We start from the raw sequence: 15,409 nt of genomic DNA on the forward strand, positions 1-15,409 counted from the left end.
ATGCGGGTGGGCGGATAATCAGTGCCGGTGGGCGATGGCCTCCTCGACGTGCCGCCGGATGCAGGACCGGGCGAGATGCTCCGCCAGTGCGGCCTCGCCCCGGGTGATCGCGTCGACGATCTCGGCATGCAGTGGATGCTGCCACCACTGCCCCAGCCGGTCACCCTCGTCGTGCGGATGCGCGAGATCCGCGAGTACCCGGATGAACAGTTCGGCGGCCGGATTGCCGGCCAGGCGCGCGATCTCCAGGTGCAGCAGCACGGACGCCTCACCGGCCGTGCCGGCCGCGACGGGCCCCGAGCGTGAGCCGCCCGGCCGGTTCCGCGACCGCCCGCCGGCGGCCCGGGCGCCGGGCGCGATGGGCTCCAGTGCACCGCGCAGCCGGGCGAGGCCGGCGGTGTCGATCTGCTCGGCGAGCCGCCGTACGGCCACTGCCTCCAGCGCTGACCAGGTCTCACACAGGTGCTCCGGCCGGGCTCGTGCGAAGTCGAGGTAGACCCGGGCGACGTCGCGGACGCCATCGTGGTCGGGGGYGGTCACGACGAGCCCACCCCCGGGCCCCGGCCGAGGTCGCGCGACCCAGCGGCTCTCCAGCAGCCGGACCGCCTCGCGCAGCACGGATCTGCCGACCTGGTAGCGCTCCATGAGCTGGGCCTCGGAGCCGAGGCCCTCGCCGACGGGCCAGCCGCGACGGATGATCTCCAGCTCGATGGTGCGGGCCAGTCTGGAGGCGAGGGTGCGCTGGCCGAGCCGGGAGGTGAACTCCTGCGGCGGGCCGACAGCGAGGCTGACCGCGCCGCTGTCGAGAGAGCCGTTGTCGAGAGGGCCGCCGTGTAGATGGCCGGCGTGGACATGCCCTGTCTTGGGACGTCGGTTCGTGGTGTGGCCACCGGCGGCATGTCCACCGCCGGAGTGCCCACCGAGGGGTGTGCCGCCTGTCGGCGCGGCGCTGCGGGGGGAACTGCGCACCGGGCTGTGGAGGGCGCCGGGTACTGCATTCCGGCCGGTTGGCGTGAGCCCGTCAGACACTGGTCTTCCTCCGGATGTACTCGTTGGCCTTCGTCGGTCTTTCCAACGCAGCCATGACTGCTCCGACGGCGGTTGCCACCCTCGCACCAGCTCGCGAACGCCGGCGGCGGGGACGACACCCGCAGTGTGATGAGTTTCCTTTCCGGATGTGTTCCGCGCCGGCACCGGAGTGTTCCCCGTGGACGGCACTGACGTTTGCCCCCCCGGCACCCGGAAGCGTGTTCCAGATAAGGGTCTCCAGTCAACCGATTGCGGCTACCCATAGGTGCCCCACCACCGGTGGTTTGGCATCTGTGCAGGTCCGGAGGTCGGGGCCCGGGTGGCACAGAAGCGTCATCGGAGGATGCACATGCGTCTGGGAATGCTCCTGCGCTGGCAGTTTCGACTGCGAAGCGGCTCCTCCCGCTCCGGCCCACCAGCCGCTCCTCCGGGCCCCACCGGACCGGTCCGCCGTGCGCGTCATCCGGCGGCCGTGTCGCATCCCATCCACGCCTTCGACCGGCAGTGGCACTTTCGAGCCAGGGCATCCCGCGCGTCGCTTCATGTCGCAAACAGACGTTCCCCCCGGGCCGCCAATACGCGATGCGCCGTCGCTGCCCCCGGCCCGAATCGACAGCGGCCGGCGGTCCCCGTGTCCGCTTTGCTTCGCTGATATTTCGACGCCATTTCGTTGCTGGTTACCGGGAGTACGGAGGAGCCTCCCGGGAGGCTTGGTCGAGGTGTCGGTGAATGGCTGGGCAGGGCCGGGGGAAAGCCCGCGTGGCCCGGGGCCGGGCCTGGGGCTCGCGGCTGCTGGTGGTCGCTCACCGTGACGAACCTGGTCCTCGATGAGGTAGATCGGCTGGGGGAGCAAGGGTCTTCCGGGTCGCCACGTCAGGGACTGAAGTCCCGAGACGGCCGTTTTTGTCACGTAGCGCGTCGAAGTGATCTCTTAACGTATAAATTAGTGGACTTATTGTCGATATCTGAGAACTTGTGTTAGGAATGGGCGTCTTTTCGCTCCCGGGGGGAACATTGATCACGGCGCAGGCTGCCCATCAGCACGCGAGTCAGGATCTTCTGTTTGTCGCGGTGTCCGTCCTGCTGGCGATGATCGGGTCGTTCGCCGCGTTGGTCTGCTCAATGCGCATACCTTTTGCGGTGGGTCGGTCGCGGTACCTCTGGACGACGCTCGCCGCCGTCTCGCTGGGGGGTGGGGCGGTCTGGTCGATGCACTTCATCGGGATGATCGGCTACCAGGTCGCCGACCGGGACCTGCGCTACAGCCTCCCGTTGACCGGGTTGTCGCTGCTCATTGCGATCGTGGTGTCCGCGGTGGGTCTGTCTCTCGTCGCCCGCCGCCGGGAGAGCCGCGCACGGCTCACCGCCGGCGGTGTGATCGCCGGGCTGGGGGTTGCGGCGATGCATTACACGGGTATGGCCGCGATGCATGCGGGCAGTGACATCACCTACCGGCGCCCGATCGTCGTGCTGTCCGTCGCCATCGCCATCGGCGCGGCGCTGGCCGCCATGTGGATCGCCTTCCGGGTGGTGACAGGCTGGCACGTGGCGGTCGCCTCGGTCGTCATGGCCATCGCGGTCTGCGGCATGCACTACACGGCCATGGCCGCCACCAGGGTCGAGGCGAGCGCGACCCCCGAACCGGTCACCGGCGCCGATCCGATCACTCTCGCGCTTCTCGTCTGTGTGCTGGCGTTCTCGGTGCTCGCGGTCGTCATCTTCGCGGCGCTGGGTGGGATCGCCTATGCGGACCCCTTCTCCTCCGCACGCGTGCACGGCCACCCCCACGGCCTTCCCGAGCCGACAGCGGTTCCCGCCCGGCCGCGGCAGCGTGCCGAGTCGCCCGACCCGCTGGACCGTCCCGACCGTCCCGACCGTCCCGACCAGGTCGACCAGGTCGGCCGCTCGCGCGAGGCCGGCCGCCATGAGGCGGTCCGTTCCCGTGCCGTGGGTCCTTCCCGTGCGGGAGGTCGGATCGTCGCGGCAGGGCCGGCGGGCACCGCGCGGCCGGCAGACCGCGAGTGGACGGGGGGGCCCGGGCCAGCCGACCAGCCGTGGGAGGAACCGGCCGGGTGGTCCCACCAGCCGGAGCGACCCGCGCCCGCCGGCTGGGCCCAGCTRCCGGAGCAGCCGGAAGGGGAGTACTGGATGCAGCCCGGCGCGGGAGCCCAGCCGTCCACCTGGACCGGCCGGCCCGACGGCGTGTAGTCGGCCACCGGCACCGGCACCGGCACCGGCACCGGCACCGGCACCGGCACCGGCACCAGCACCGGCACCGGCACCGGTGCCGTGCCCGGCCGCCGGCCGCCGGCCGCGTGATGCAGAGCCCCGGGCCGTGCGGTCACTCGGTCCACCCGCCGTACGGTGGGCGGGTGAGCCTCTTCGACGCCGACGTGCCGGGGCTGCCGGACTCGTCCGGCCCGCTCGCGGCCAGGCTTCGCCCGCGAAATCTGGACGAACTGGTCGGCCAGCGTCACCTGCTGGCTGCGGGGAGCCCGCTGCGCCGGCTGGTCGAGGGCGGGGGCATGACCTCGGTCGTGCTCTGGGGGCCTCCCGGAACCGGCAAGACGACGCTGGCCCACATCGTGTCGCGGGCCGGTCGCCGCCGGTTCCGCGAGCTGTCGGCGGTCACCGCGGGTGTGAAGGACGTCCGCGCGGTCGTGGACGAGGCCAGGGACACACTGTCCATGTCGGGCGTGCGCACTGTCCTGTTCATCGACGAGGTGCACCGCTTCACCCGGACGCAGCAGGACGCTCTGCTGCCCTCGGTGGAGAAGGGGTGGGTCACCCTGGTCGCCGCGACCACCGAGAACCCCTTCTTCTCCGTCGTCTCTCCGTTGCTCTCCCGGTCGTTGCTGCTCACACTCGAGCCGCTGACCGACGCCGACATCGGCGAGCTGATCGAGCGCGCGGTTCGTGATCCGCGCGGCTACGGCGGCGCGGTGGAGCTGACCGGGGAGGCACGGGAGCATCTCGTGCGGCTCGCCGGCGGGGATGCCCGRCGGGCGCTGACCGCGCTGGAGGCTGGTGCCGAGGCGGCGCTGGAGGGGGCGAAGAGATCTGCCGCCGCGACCGGCAGCCACGGGGACGGCGACGGGACCGGAGACGTCCCCGGCCCCGTCCCGCTCGGGCTGGATCTGCTGGAGCGCGCGGTCGACCGGTCCGCGGTCCGCTACGACCGCGAGGGCGACCAGCACTACGACGTGGTGAGCGCCTTCATCAAGTCGATGCGCGGCGGCGACGTCGACGCCGCTCTGCACTACCTGACCCGGATGCTCGAGGCGGGGGAGGACCCGCGGTTCGTCGCCCGCCGCATGGTCATCCTCGCCAGTGAGGACATCGGCATGGCCGACCCGGGTGCGCTCGGCGTCGCGGTGTCGGCGGCGCAGGCACTGGAGCTGGTCGGCCTGCCCGAGGCGCGCCTCGCCCTCGGCCAGGCGGTGATCCATCTGACGCTCGCGCCGAAGTCGAACGCGGTGATCACGGCGATGGACGCCGCGGCGGCGGACGTGCGCGCCGGCCGGCTGGGCCCGGTGCCGTCGCACCTGCGTGACGCCCACTACCGGGGCGCCACACGGCTGGGCCACGGTGCTGGCTACCAGTACCCACACGATCACCCGGAAGGGGTGGTCCGTCAGCAGTACGCACCGGACGTCCTCGCCCGGTCGGACTACTACCGTCCGTCCGGGCACGGGTTCGAGCGCCGGGCGGGCGACCGGGTGCGGTTCCTGCGCGGCGTCCTGCGCGGACAGCCCTCGTCGCCCTCCGCACCCCCGGCGGGCGACGAGGGCTGAGGGCCTGTTCCCGGCTGTGCCCGGCCCGGGACGGACACGGACGGCCCGGGGGTTACCGGTGGTGTGCGCGCACTGGTCGGTAAGGTCACTGGCGAACGGCTCCGGTGGTCTCTGCGCCGTGGCCGGCACGACGGGCCTGACGACTCGCCCGCGCGGGGCTTCGCCCGCGAGCGGTGCGATCCGGGTCCGGCACGGCCAGGCGTCATCCAGAAGCAGGCGTCATCCAGACCAGCGTTACCGACAACGATGGAGGCGAAGCACATGTCCGGTGGTGCGGTCGCGGGCCTGATCGCCTCGGGGGCGTTCGCGGTGCTCGTGCTCTTCGCCTGCTATGTCCTGTTCAAGCTCGGCAAGATCTTCGACGAGACGGCTGCCCGGGTGCGGCAGACCGGAATCGCGATCGACGAGGGCACCGCGCGCGTCCGCCAGGCGGGCACGACCGTCGACGAGGTGAACGTCGCCCTCGCGCACGTGAACAAGGAGCTGGGCCGGATCGACGCGATCACGGCGAACGTGGAGACGGTGACGACCAACGTCTCGTCCCTGACGTCGCTGTTCGCCGCGACGCTCGGCGGCCCGGTGGTGCGGGTCGCGGCGTTCAGCTACGGGGTGCGCCAGGCGGTCGCGAAGCGCTCGAAGGCTGACCTCACGGCCCGGGTGTCCGCCCAGATGAAGGCGGAGAAGTCGCAGCGGCGGGCTGCCAGGCGCGCGCCCGCGGGCAGCGCGGTCGGCGCCGGCAGCGACGGCCGGGGCGGTGGCCGCTGATGGTGACCCGGGTGTTCTACGTCGCGCTCGGCGCGGCGACGGGCGTGCTGGCGGTGCGGCAGGTGGCCAGGGCCGTGTCGGCACTCTCGCCGACCAGCGTCGCGGGGTCTCTCGTACAGTCGATGCGGGAGTTCGCCGCCGATGTGGCTGAGGCCATGGCCGAGCGGGAGGAGGAGATACGCTCCGCGCTCGGCCTGGACGAGCCGGATGCCGCCGGCGGTCCGGATGACCTCGTCGGCGGCCGGCCCGGTGACCCTGCCGGTGGTGACGTCCTGCGAGGTGCGCCACAGGGTTCCCCGGGGCCCGCGGTGTTCGACCCGGAGCAGACGATGCGCCTGGTGCCGGGGGCACGCCGGCCCTGATCTCCCAGCCGGTGACGGCCGACCCAGGCCGCGGATCCGGCGCCGGCCGGCTTCCCGCTGGTCGGCCGACCCATCCCGACGACCCTGGACGACGTGAACCGATGGACACGGCCGAGATCCGCCGCCGCTTTCTGAACCACTTCTCCGAGCGGGGTCACACCGTGGTCCCCAGTGCGTCCCTGGTGGCGCAGGACCCGACCCTGCTGCTGGTGAACGCCGGCATGGTGCCGTTCAAGCCCTACTTCGTCGGTGACCTCACGCCGCCGTGGAGCCGGGCGACCAGCGTGCAGAAATGCGTGCGGACCGTGGACATCGACAACGTCGGCCGCACCGCCCGGCACGCCTCCTTCTTCCAGATGTGCGGGAACTTCTCCTTCGGCGACTACTTCAAGGCCGAGGCGATCCCGTTCGCCTTCGAGCTGATCACCGAGGGCTACGGCTTCCGGCCGGACGACCTGTGGGCCACCGTCTACCTCGACGACGACGAGGCCGAGGAGATCTGGCGCACGCTGCTGCCGCCGTCGCGCATCCAGCGGCGCGGCAAGGAGGACAACTTCTGGTCGATGGGCGTGCCGGGCCCGTGCGGGCCGTGCAGCGAGATCTACTTCGACCGCGGGCCCGAGTACGGGCGTGACGGCGGCCCGGAGGCGGACGAGAACCGCTATCTGGAGATCTGGAACCTCGTCTTCATGCAGTACGCGCGGGGCGAGGGCAGCGAGTACGGCTACGAGATCGTCGGGGACCTGCCCGCCCGCAACATCGACACCGGGATGGGCCTCGAACGCATGGCCACCCTCCTGCAGGGGGTCGAGAACCTCTACGAGATCGACATCTCCCGGCCGGTGCTGGACGCCGCCGGCAGGCTCACCGGCGCCCGGTACGGCACGGACCCGGCGGCCGACGTCCGGCTGCGCGTCGTCGCGGACCACACCCGGACCGCGGCGATGCTGATCTCGGACGGGGTCTCCCCGTCCAACGAGGGGCGTGGCTACGTCCTGCGGCGGATGCTGCGGCGCGCGGTCCGCGACGCCCGGCTGCTCGGCGCCCGCGAGCCGGTGATGGCGGAGCTGTTCACCGAGGTCCGCCAGGCGATGGGCCCGATCTACCCGGAGCTGGTCGATCAGGCGGAGGCGATCACCGCGGTGGCGGTCGCGGAGGAGGCCGCGTTCCTGGAGACGCTGCGGACGGGCACCACGCTGTTCGACACCGCGGCCACCCAGGCGCGTTCCACCGGGTCCGCGCAGCTCAGCGGCGAGTCCGCGTTCCGGCTGCACGACACCTACGGGTTCCCCATCGATCTGACGATCGACATGGCCGCCGACGCGGGCCTGACGGTGGACGAGGCCGGTTTCCGCCGCCTGATGGAGCGCCAGCGCCAGACGGCGAAGGCGGACCGGGCGTCGCGGCGGATCGGCAACCTCGACCTGTCGGCCTTCCGGCCGATCCTCGCCACCGCCGGTCCCACCGCCTTCACCGGCTACTCCGAGCTGGCTCGCGAGTCCGGCGTGGTCGGCATCGTCGGCATCGGTGACGGCAGCAGCCTGACCACGGTCGGCGAGGGCGACGAGGTCGGCATCATCCTGGACACGACGCCCTTCTACGCCGAGGGCGGTGGCCAGGAGGCGGACCTCGGCCGGATTCTTTTCGACGGCGGCGAGTGCGAGGTCCTCGACGTCCAGCGCCCCGTGCCCGAGCTGGTCATGCACCGGGTGAAGGTGCTGCGCGGCGAGCTGCGGGTCGGCGCGGACGTCGCCGCCGAGGTCGACGCCCAGCGCCGGCGGGCGGTGTCCCGCTCGCACACGGCCACCCATCTCGTGCACACCGCGTTCCGCCGGGCGCTGGGCGAGTCGGCCACGCAGGCGGGGTCGCTGAACTCGCCGGGGCGGCTGCGCTTCGACTTCCATGCGGTCGGCGCGATCCCCGACTCGGTTCTCGCCGACGTCGAGGACGAGGTCAACGAGGTCGCGCTGCGCGATCTCGAGGTCCGCTGGTACGTCACCTCACAGCAGGAGGCGCGCAGCCTCGGCGCGATGGCGCTGTTCGGCGAGAAGTACGGCGACGAGGTCCGGGTCGTGGACGTCGGGGACTACGCCCGCGAGCTCTGCGGTGGCACGCATGTGTCCAGTTCGGCGCAGCTCGGCGCGATCAAGCTCCTGTCCGAGTCGTCCATCTCGGCCGGAACGCGTCGGGTCGAAGCGCTGGTCGGGATGGACGCCTTCCGCTTCCTGGCCCGCGAGCACCTGCTCGTCTCCCAGTTGTCCGGTGCGCTGAAGGCCCGTCCCGACGAGCTCGCGGACCGGGTCGCGGACATCGTCACCCGGCTTCGCGACGCGGAGCGGGAGCTGGAGCGGGTGCGGGCGCAGGCGGTACTGGCCGGTGCGGCCGCCCTCGCGGCCGGCGCCGAGGAGGTCGGCGGGGTCGCCCTCGTCGCCGCCCAGGTGCCGGCGGGAACCCCCGCGGACGATGTGCGGCTGCTGGCTCTGGACGTGCGCGGCCGGCTCGCCGGCCGCCCCGCGGTCGTGGCCGTCGTCGAGGCGGCGGGGGCGTCGATCGTCATCGCGACCGACGACGCCGCCCGCGGGCGCGGGCTGCGGGCCGGCGACCTGGTCCGCCAGTCCTGGGCCGCGCTCGGCGGCAAGGGCGGCGGGAAGCCGGACGTCGCGCAGGGCGGCCGGGGCGACGCCTCGATGATCCCGAAGGTGTTCGCCCGGATCCGCGAGCTGGTCGCCGACCAGAGCGCGTGAGCGACACCGGGGCGCCCAGCCCTGACAGCGGCCGTGACGCCGGCCGCGGGGTCCGGATCGGGGTGGATGTCGGCTCGGTGCGGGTCGGGGTCGCGGCCAGCGATCCGGACGGGCTGCTGGCCGTTCCGGTCACCACGCTGCGCCGGTCCGGCTCCGGTCGTCGTCACACGGACGTCGACGAGCTTGCCGACATCGTCCGGGAGAGGCACGCTGTCGAGGTTGTCGTCGGTCTGCCGCRCCACCTTTCCGGCCGGGAAGGTGATGCGGTCCGTCACGCGCGGGAGTACGCCGAGGTCCTTTCCGCGCGTGTCGCGCCCGTACCGGTCCGTCTCGTCGACGAGCGGCTCACCACGGTCGTCGCTCATCGCAGAATGGCTGAGCGCGGACTGCGGTCGCGGGCCCGCCGTGATCTTGTGGATCAGGAGGCAGCAGTGCAGATCCTCCAGCACCACCTGGACATCCGTCGGGCACGAGGGGGAACCGGCGGCGCCGCCGGGGGCGGTACTCCGCGGCCTCTGGATCCGGCGTGAGCCGGAACGGGGGCGGATTCGACGACCTTTTCGGTGGCGCCGGCTACGACGACGACCGCGACGACCGCCGGGTGGGCGGGCGTGCCGAGCGCCACCGGACCGCGGCGACATCCGGCCCCGGCCGGCGCCGCCAGGACCGCGCCGGCTATGCCGATCCCGGCTATGACGAGGCCGCTTACGGCGAGGCCGGGTATGGCGCGAGCAGTCACGCCTCCGACGATCCCGACTCGGACGGCTATGATCCGGCTCCGGCCGGCTACGACCCGGTCTACGCCGATGATGCCGGCTATGACGGGGATTCCGCCTACGCCGACGACGGCGGTTACGGCGGCGGCGGGTACGGGGACGACGGCGGCGCGGGCCGCCGGGGAGGCCGCGGGCATCCGGAGGCGTCCGGTGGGCGCCGGCCGGCGCGGGCGCTGCCGAAGCTGATCGGTGTCCTCGTGGTGGTCGCCGCGCTCCTGGGCGCCGGCATTTTCGGCATCGGCAAGGTCATCGGCCGCGTCGGCGGGGAGCCCGCGGCCGACTACTCGGGCATCGGCGAGGGCATCGTCGTCGTCCAGATCCCCGCCGGCGCCACGTCCTCCGACATCGGCACCGCGCTGGCGAAGGCGGACGTCGTTGCCAGCGGCCGGGCGTTCGTGAACGTCGCGACCCGGGACAGCCGAGCGCTGTCGATCCAACCCGGGACCTACCGGCTGCGCTCGAAGATGAGCGCGGCGTCGGCGCTGGACGCGCTGCTTGACGACGCGTCCTCCGCGCTGTTCCGATACACCATCAGCCCCGGGGACACGGTCCGCAGGGTGCTGCAGGCGTTGTCCGCGCGGACCGGCACTCCGTTGGCGGAGCTCGAGGCGCTGGTCCGGGACCCGAGCTCGCTGGGCCTGCCCGACTACGCCGGCGGCAAGCTCGAGGGCTACCTGTTTCCGTCGACGTACGACGTGGCGCCGGACACCGACCCGGTCGACGTCCTGAAGGAGGCCGTGGCCCGCTTCAGCGCCTACGCCGACGAGCACGACATCGCGGGCCGCGCCCGGGCACTGGGCCGGGAGCCGGGCGCCATCGTGATCGTGGCCTCCATCATCGAGAAGGAGGTCGCGAACGAGAGCGAGGGGCCCAAGGTGGCCCGGGTCATCTACAACCGGCTGGCGGACGACAGCGGCCGGTTCCGTCGCCTCGACATGGACTCGACCACCCGCTACGCCGCGAACGAGCACGAGGGGCCACTCACCCGGGAGCAGCTGGACAACGACGATCCGTACAACACCCGCGCCGTCCCGGGCCTGCCGCCCGGCGCGATCGCGAGCCCGAGCCCATGGGCGCTGGAATCGGCGTTGAACCCGGCGGACGGGCCCTGGTTCTACTTCGTCTCCATGCCGCAGACCCGGGAGACCGTCTTCGCCGCCAACCAGGCGGAGTTCGACGTGGCGATGGCGGAGTACCACCGCCAGGGAGGATCGGAGTAGGGCGTGGCGATCAGCTCAGGCGACCAGACGGAGCCGGCCGGGCCGGGTCCGCTCGTCCGGCGTGCGGCGGTGCTGGGCGCACCGGTGGTGCACTCCCTCTCCCCGGTGCTGCACATGTCCGCCTACGCGCGCCTGGGGTTGGACGACTGGAGCTACACCGCGATCGAGTGCGACGAGGCCGGGCTGCCGGCCATGCTGAACCGGTTGCGGACCGAGCCCGGCTGGGCCGGCGTCTCGCTGACCATGCCGCTCAAGACGGCCGTCGTCGACCTGCTCGACGAGACCGATCCGACGGCGGCGCTGCTCGGCGCGGTGAACACGGTGGTCGTCCGGCCGGGCGGCCGGCTGGCCGGCTTCAACACCGACGTAGACGGCGTCGGATACGCGCTGCAACGGCTGCTCGGCCGCGCCGTGCCCGTCCAGCCGCTGGTGCTCGGGGCGGGCGGGACGGCACGGGCGGCGGTCGCGGCCCTCGCCCGGGCGGGTGCCGGGCGGGTCGCGATCGTCGCCCGCCGCCCAGGCTCGGTCTCCGAGCTGGTGGGAATCGGCGCCCGGCTCGGCGTCTCGGTCACCGCCCTGCCGTGGGGGATCCTCGCCGGTGGGATGCCCGCCGGTCCCGACCTGGTGATCTCCACCACGCCGGCGGGGGCGACGGACATCCTGGCCCGGCATCCGTGGCCGGTCACCTGTCCGCTGCTGGAACTGCTCTACCACCCCTGGCCGACGGCCCTGGCCGCCGGCGCCTACCGGTCCGGCGCCCGGGTGGTCGGTGGCCTGGAGGTTCTGGTGGGGCAGGCGGTCGGGCAGGTCCACCACTTCACCGGGCGCGCGGTGGACGAGGGCACGCTGCTCGCTGCGGGGCTGGCTGCACTGTCGTCGCGCCGCACCGGCCGCGTGGAGCTCGTGAGCGGCCCGGCCTCGGCGGGGCCGGCGGTGGATCCCGTGGTGACGGGACCCGGCGGATGAGCGCCGGCGGATGAGCCTGGTGACGGCCGCGGTGACTGCCCTGGCCGTCGGCTGTGCGGCGCTGCCGGTCGCGGCGCTGCCCGGGGTCGTCGGTTCCTTCGAACCGGCGGACGACCGGCCGCCCCGGCGGGCGGTGCCCTCCGGTCCCGCGCTGACCGCGATCGCCCTGGGCCTGCTCGTGGCCGTGGCCGCGGTGATCTACCCGCATACCGGCCGGCTGCCCGCCTACCTGTACCTGACCGTCGTCGGTGTTCTGCTCGCGACCGTCGACCTGCGGGTACACCGGTTGCCCGACCGGATCGTGCTGCCCTCCTACGCCGTGCTGGCCGTCCTGCTCGCGCTGCCCACGGTGGGGGAGGAGGCACCGGGCCGCTGGTCGCGGGCGGTGGTCGCCGGAGCGGTGGCCTGGCTGTTGTACGGGGGGCTGCGGCTCCTGCCGGGTGCAGGTCTCGGGCGCGGGGACGTGAAGCTCGCCGGGCTGCTCGGCATGGCGGTGGGCTGGCTGGGATGGCCGGCTGTCGCGATCTGGTTCGTCGCGACGACCATGCTCTCGGGGCTGGTGGCGATGGCGCTGCTGCTCCTGCGCCGGGTGTCCCGGCGTGATCCGATCGCCTACGGCCCGTTTCTGCTCACCGGTGCTCTGATCGCGGTGCTGTGCACGGGATGAGCGAGGGATCACCGGGATGACCACGACCGCCGCTGGCCTGCTGTGGGTGGACCTGGGCCGGTTTGGGCTGACCTGGCCGGTCGATCCGCTTCGGTGCGAGGTCCGGCAGTCGTGCGGGGGCTGCCCGCCGTGAAAGACTGGGCGACATGGTGCGCTGGTTGACGGCGGGGGAGTCGCATGGCCCCGCTCTGGTCGCGACGGTCGAGGGGCTGCCCGCGGGCATCGCGGTGACCCGGGCGGAGATCGGTGCCGAGCTGGCCCGTCGCCGTCTCGGCCACGGCCGCGGCGCGCGGATGAAGTTCGAGCGTGACGAGATCGAGCTGCTCGGTGGAATGCGCCACGGCGTGACCATCGGCGGCCCGGTCAGCATCGTCGTCCGCAACACCGAGTGGCCCAAGTGGGATCGGGTCATGTCACCTGATCCGGTCGACGCCGAGGAGCTGGCGGGGCTCGGCCGCAACGCGCCGCTGACCCGCCCCCGGCCCGGCCACGCCGACCTGGCCGGCATGCAGAAGTACGGCTTCGACGACGCGCGGCCGGTCCTGGAGCGCGCGAGCGCACGGGAGACCGCCGCCCGGGTGGCGCTCGGCACGGTCGCCAAGGCCCTGCTGCAGCAGGCGTACGGCATCGAGATCGTCTCGCATGTCGTCGCGATCGGCGCGGCCGAGGTGCCCCCGGGCACGCCTCCGCCGGTGTCGCTGGCCGCGGTCGACGCCGATCCGGTGCGCTGTGCCGACCCGGCCGCGAGCGCACGCATGATCGCCGAGATCGACGCCGCCCACCGCGACGCGGACACGCTCGGCGGCATCGTCGAGGTGCTCGCCTACGGCTGCCCGCCGGGGCTGGGGAGCTACGTCCACGGCGACCGCCGGCTCGATGCGCGGATCGCGGCCGAGCTCATGGGTATCCAGGCGATCAAGGGCGTCGAGTTCGGCGACGGCTTCCTCACCGCCCGGCGGCGTGGATCGGTCGCGCACGACGAGATCGAGCCCCTCGAGGGGCCGGGCATGCGGGTGCGGCGGTCCAGCGACCGCGCCGGCGGGGTCGAGGGCGGCATGACGACCGGTGAGCCGCTGCGCGTCCGCGCCGCGATGAAGCCGATCTCCACCCTGTCGCGGCCGCTCGCGACGATCGACGTGGCCACCGGCGACCCGGCTGTGGCAATCGCCCAGCGGTCCGACGTCTGCGCCGTGCCCGCGGCCGGCGTCGTGGCCGAGGCAATGGTCGCCCTGGTGCTTGCCGGCTCGGCGCTGGAGAAGTTCGGCGGCGATTCGGTCGAGGAGTCCAGGCGCAACTGCGAGGCCTACCTCAAGTCGTTGGCGGTGCGCTGACCATGCGGGCCGGAAACAACGCGCCGCACGCACCGGGCGAGGTGCTGCACCCGGCGGCCGACTCGTCACGTTCGGCCGACGCGGAGCCGCGGATGCCGCCGCCCGAGGCGGGATCCGGCCCGGCCGCTGTGCTGGTCGGCGCGCCCGGCGCGGGCAAGAGCACGGTCGGCATGGCCCTCGCGCAGCGCCTCGGGGTGGCGTTCCGCGACACCGACGCGGACGTCGAGGCGACCCTCGGGATGAGCGTCTCCGACGTCTTCCTCGAACACGGCGAGGAGTACTTCCGCGCGGCTGAGCGCACCGCGGTGCTGGTCGCCCTCGGCGAGCACGCGGGAGTGCTCGCTCTCGGCGGTGGCGCGGTGCTCGACGCCGAGGTGCGTGCGGCCCTGGCCCGGCACTGGGTCGTCTATCTCGATGTCAGCGCGTCCGACGCCGCTCGGCGGGTCGGGCTGGCCCGTGACCGGCCGCTCCTGGTGGAGGGCCCACGCACGCGGCTCGCCGCCCTGCTGAAGGCCCGCCGCCCGCTCTACGAAGAGGTTGCCGCGATCACGGTCGACACCGGCGCCCTCGGCGTCGAGGACGTCGTCGCCGAGATCCTGGTCGAACGTGCGGGAAGGGCGAGCCGCTGATGTCGGCGACGAAGGTTTCCGACGTGGTCCGGATCCGGGTCGCCCCGGCCGGCGACCGCCCGTACGAGGTTGCGCTGGGTGAGGGCGTGCTCGGCGAGCTGCGGCCCCTGGCTGCGGGGCGGACCCGCGTGGCGGTCATCCATCCGCGGGCGCTGCGCACCACCGCTGCCTCGGTCGTCGCCGAGCTGCGGGGCGACGCCGGCGTCGAGGCCCACGTGATCGAGGTCCCCGACGGCGAGGAAGCCAAGCAGCTGCGGGTCGCGGGCACCTGCTGGGACACGCTCGGCCGGCTCGGCTTCACCCGGGACGACCTGGTCATCGGCCTGGGCGGCGGCACCACCACCGACCTCGCCGGCTACGTCGCCGCCAGCTGGCTGCGAGGCGTCGACGTCATCCAGGTGCCGACAACGCTGCTCGGGATGGTCGATGCCGCCGTCGGCGGCAAGACCGGCATCGACATCGACGCCGGCAAGAACCTGGTCGGTGCGTTCCACCAGCCGCTGGCTGTGCTCTGCGACCTGGCCGTGCTGGGCTCGTTGCCCGCGGTGGAGGTCCAGGCCGGTCTCGCCGAGGTCGTGAAGGCCGGGTTCATCGCCGATCCGCGCATCCTTGACCTGCTGGAGGCCGATCCCACCGGGGCGGCGCACCTGCCGGAACTGGTGGAGCGCTCGATCAGGGTCAAGGCGGAGGTCGTCTCCGGCGATCCGCGCGAGGCGGGCCGTCGCGAGATCCTCAACTACGGTCACACGCTGGCCCACGCGATCGAGAAGGTCGAGAAGTTCACCTGGCGGCACGGCGCCGCGGTGTCGGTCGGCCTGGTGTTCGCGGCCGAGCTCTCCCGCCGGGTCGCGGGCCTGGACAACGCCACCGCCGCCCGGCACCGCGACATCCTGCGGGCGATCGGCCTTCCCGTGGAGTACCGCGAGGACCGCTGGCCACAGCTGCTCGACGCCATGCGGGTGGACAAGAAGACGCGCGGGCGGCGCCTGCGTTTCGTCGTCCTGGAGTCGCTGGGGCAGACCCGCGCCTTCGACGGCGCGGAGCCGGACCTGCTGCTCGCCGTGTACGACGCCGCCGTGGCACCCGGCGGCGGCGTACACACGGCTGGCGCCTGACCTTCCTGCCC

Annotated in this window: 13 protein-coding genes; 12 read left to right on the plus strand and 1 reads right to left on the minus strand. The window is 73.1% G+C overall.

Features of this window, described 5'->3' with window-relative positions; all coding sequences use genetic code 11:
- Positions 1-18: 18 nt before the first annotated feature.
- A complete protein-coding gene (locus CC117_RS08700; RefSeq protein WP_241829944.1) occupies positions 19-969 on the minus strand; it encodes a FadR/GntR family transcriptional regulator in 951 nt (316 codons plus the stop codon).
- Between the two features lie 1,182 nt (positions 970-2,151).
- Here CC117_RS08700 and CC117_RS39915 point away from each other — a divergent pair.
- From CC117_RS39915 to aroB, 12 genes are all read left to right on the plus strand, one after another.
- Positions 2,152-3,237 carry an MHYT domain-containing protein gene (locus CC117_RS39915; RefSeq protein ID WP_265338899.1) on the plus strand — a complete coding sequence of 362 codons (1,086 nt, stop codon included), beginning with the start codon at positions 2,152-2,154 and terminating at the stop codon, positions 3,235-3,237.
- A 164-nt stretch (positions 3,238-3,401) separates the two neighbouring features.
- Entirely contained in the window at positions 3,402-4,823 is a 1,422-nt protein-coding gene (locus CC117_RS08710) for a replication-associated recombination protein A (protein ID WP_071083236.1), read from the plus strand.
- Positions 4,824-5,084: 261 nt separating this feature from the next.
- On the plus strand, positions 5,085-5,588 hold the full coding sequence (locus CC117_RS08715) for a DUF948 domain-containing protein (RefSeq protein WP_071083237.1): 504 nt from the start codon (positions 5,085-5,087) through the stop codon (positions 5,586-5,588).
- On the plus strand, positions 5,588-5,950 hold the full coding sequence (locus CC117_RS08720) for a hypothetical protein (protein WP_071083238.1): 363 nt from the start codon (positions 5,588-5,590) through the stop codon (positions 5,948-5,950). The genes CC117_RS08715 and CC117_RS08720 overlap by 1 nt, the downstream gene beginning before the upstream one ends.
- 101 nt (positions 5,951-6,051) lie before the next feature.
- The gene (gene alaS, locus CC117_RS08725; RefSeq protein ID WP_071083239.1) at positions 6,052-8,694 is read left to right on the plus strand and encodes an alanine--tRNA ligase; all 2,643 of its coding nucleotides are present in this window, start codon (positions 6,052-6,054) and stop codon (positions 8,692-8,694) included.
- Positions 8,691-9,224 carry a Holliday junction resolvase RuvX gene (gene ruvX, locus CC117_RS08730; RefSeq protein ID WP_071083240.1) on the plus strand — a complete coding sequence of 178 codons (534 nt, stop codon included), beginning with the start codon at positions 8,691-8,693 and terminating at the stop codon, positions 9,222-9,224. Before alaS ends, ruvX begins: the two co-directional genes overlap by 4 nt.
- Positions 9,221-10,690 carry an endolytic transglycosylase MltG gene (gene mltG, locus CC117_RS08735; RefSeq protein WP_071083241.1) on the plus strand — a complete coding sequence of 490 codons (1,470 nt, stop codon included), beginning with the start codon at positions 9,221-9,223 and terminating at the stop codon, positions 10,688-10,690. The genes ruvX and mltG overlap by 4 nt, the downstream gene beginning before the upstream one ends.
- A gap of 3 nt (positions 10,691-10,693) precedes the next feature.
- Entirely contained in the window at positions 10,694-11,656 is a 963-nt protein-coding gene (locus tag CC117_RS08740) for a shikimate dehydrogenase (protein WP_071083242.1), read from the plus strand.
- A 10-nt stretch (positions 11,657-11,666) separates the two neighbouring features.
- Complete coding sequence (locus tag CC117_RS08745; RefSeq protein WP_071083243.1) at positions 11,667-12,323, plus strand: prepilin peptidase; 657 nt, start codon at positions 11,667-11,669, stop codon at positions 12,321-12,323.
- A gap of 146 nt (positions 12,324-12,469) precedes the next feature.
- Entirely contained in the window at positions 12,470-13,654 is a 1,185-nt protein-coding gene (aroC, locus tag CC117_RS08750; RefSeq protein WP_071083244.1) for a chorismate synthase, read from the plus strand.
- Between the two features lie 92 nt (positions 13,655-13,746).
- On the plus strand, positions 13,747-14,283 hold the full coding sequence (locus CC117_RS08755; protein ID WP_071083289.1) for a shikimate kinase: 537 nt from the start codon (positions 13,747-13,749) through the stop codon (positions 14,281-14,283).
- On the plus strand, positions 14,283-15,398 hold the full coding sequence (aroB, locus tag CC117_RS08760) for a 3-dehydroquinate synthase (protein ID WP_071083245.1): 1,116 nt from the start codon (positions 14,283-14,285) through the stop codon (positions 15,396-15,398). Before CC117_RS08755 ends, aroB begins: the two co-directional genes overlap by 1 nt.
- Positions 15,399-15,409 lie beyond the last annotated feature (11 nt).

Origin of the sequence: Parafrankia colletiae, from assembly GCF_001854655.1 — a bacterium.
Classification (GTDB): Bacteria; Actinomycetota; Actinomycetes; order Frankiales; family Frankiaceae; genus Parafrankia; species Parafrankia colletiae.